Here is a 1,886-nt window from a genome sequence, read left to right as displayed (position 1 = left end):
CAACTCAGGTAAATTTAGGGGCTCAATCTTTTGGGATTTTTCCGGCCATTCGTTTTGTGTTGTCGGCAAATGAGCATTTTTACCTTCAAATTCATTGTGAACTCAAGCCGTAAAACAGGCAAAGTTCTTTGTTTGCCTCAATCAGTTTTAGCGCTGGTTCGTTGCCAATCCAGCGTGCGTAAAGTGTGGAAAGGGTAAGTTTATCGAGCATTTTGCACTTGCTGAAAGTCTTGCTTGTTGAGTTTGTCTCATTCAAAAGCTTGGTTTGTTGCTGAAAGGTGGACTTTGTTTTGGCGGCTTATTTATCACGGCTCTGGCGTGGGTTGGTTCTTGAATTACTCAACCATTGCAATCGTGGCTTTTGATCGAGTAAAGTCAGTTTATCTTATTGAATTTGCATAACAAACGGCTCAAGAGGGATTGCCAACGCGTGGCGGTTTTAGTGCAAAATTGAAGTCTAGTGTCTACAGTGTGTTTTTTGAGTTCGGCGGTGCGTTGTCAACCCCTTAGCCGGGCGTTAGGCAAGGTGAGTTTTTATCAGCTAAGTCGAGTTGAAATTGAGCAGTAAATTCCATGTTTTGTGGCTTAACTTAAGTAATGAATAATCATCACATATTTGCTGTTTCTTGATCGCGTTGGGTTGTTTAGCGCTGTGAGTTTAGCGGCAAAATAACCTTCAGCATCCAAACGTCCGCCGAGCATGCTACGCTCGTCACTTTTCTTCCAAATCGCTCAATTTGAGTTTTTTGTTTCTTTGCTGATTTGGTGTTTTGGTTTATAAATGAATAGGTTAGTTTGTTTTGGTTTGCAAAGAAGCCTTGTTCTTTAGTTTTGAAAGTGCAGGTGTCAATTGGTTGGCCTAACAAACGGCTCAAGAGGGATTGCCAACGCGTGGCGGCTTTAGTGCAAAGTTGAAGTTCAGTGTTTACAGTGTGTTTTTTAAGTTCGGCGGTGCGTTGTCAACCCCTTAGCCGGGCGTTAGGTGCCAATCAGTTATCATCAGCTTTCAAGAAATAATCGTGGAGAAAAAATGCAGTTTGCTAGTGCGTTTCAATATAAAAAATGGGCAAACGATGAGTTGCTTGAGTTAGGTGAAAAACAATTTTCACAGTTACCAGAAAACGATGCGATCTTTTTCGTTCGGATTTTGAATCACACAACGGTCGTGGATAGTCTTTTTATCAGTCGTATTTTAGGTGAGCCTGAAAAGTACAGTGGTGACAATACCGTCGAGACTCCTTCATTGTCTGAGTTACGACGAATAATAAATGAGCATGACTCATGGCTTATTGATTTTACAAAATCAGTGAGTGTAGACGAACTCAAACGTAATGTGATTTTCCGTTTTATCGATGGTGGTTTTGGACAGTTAACAATAGAAGAAATTTTGCTTCATTTACTGACGCATGGCAGTAATCATCGAGGTATGGTCTCAAGAGTGTTAGCCGAAAATGGTCTTGAGCGTCCGAAAGATACTTTTACTCGATACTTGCATGAAACAGAGCCAAAAAGACGATTGTGTTCAGGCACCTAACAAACGCTTCAAGAGGGACTTCCAACGCGTGGCATTTTTACTATGCGTTGATTTTTGTGGTTACGGTGTTATGCGGAAACTTAGTAGTAGCGTTGTTAGCCCCTTAAGCGGGCGTTAGCCTTATTCAAAAGGAGATTCTATGAAATCAGCAGTTCTTGTTATTGATGTGCAGAATATTTTGTTTGACCCAACACCTCAACCGTTTGAAAGAAATGAGGTTTTAACTCGCATCAATAAAGTCACAGATTGGGCGCGCCAAAAGGATATCTCAGTCATCTTTATCCAACATGAGCAAACTGGGACGCCAATCGAATATGGCAGTGAAGGTTGGCAATTACAGTCATCATTACAC

General features: G+C 41.3%; 2 protein-coding genes. Both read left to right on the top strand.

Annotation, left to right across the window (positions count from 1 at the left end; genetic code table 11):
• Nucleotides 1–1,030 precede the first annotated feature (1,030 nt).
• The gene (locus NB504_RS10440; protein WP_258428854.1) at nt 1,031–1,534 is read left to right on the top strand and encodes a DinB family protein; all 504 of its coding nucleotides are present in this window, start codon (nt 1,031–1,033) and stop codon (nt 1,532–1,534) included.
• Nucleotides 1,535–1,673: 139 nt separating this feature from the next.
• Nucleotides 1,674–1,886, top strand: a 213-nt coding sequence (locus NB504_RS10430; RefSeq protein ID WP_258428853.1) for an isochorismatase family protein, incomplete at its 3' end; no start/stop codon positions are given.

The sequence above is a fragment of the Vibrio sp. RM-69-4 genome (genome assembly GCF_024743775.1).
GTDB classification, from domain to species: Bacteria; Pseudomonadota; Gammaproteobacteria; order Enterobacterales; family Vibrionaceae; genus Vibrio; species Vibrio anguillarum.
The sequence above is the reverse complement of the archived record's forward strand: the minus strand, read 5'-3'. Positions and strand labels throughout refer to the sequence as shown.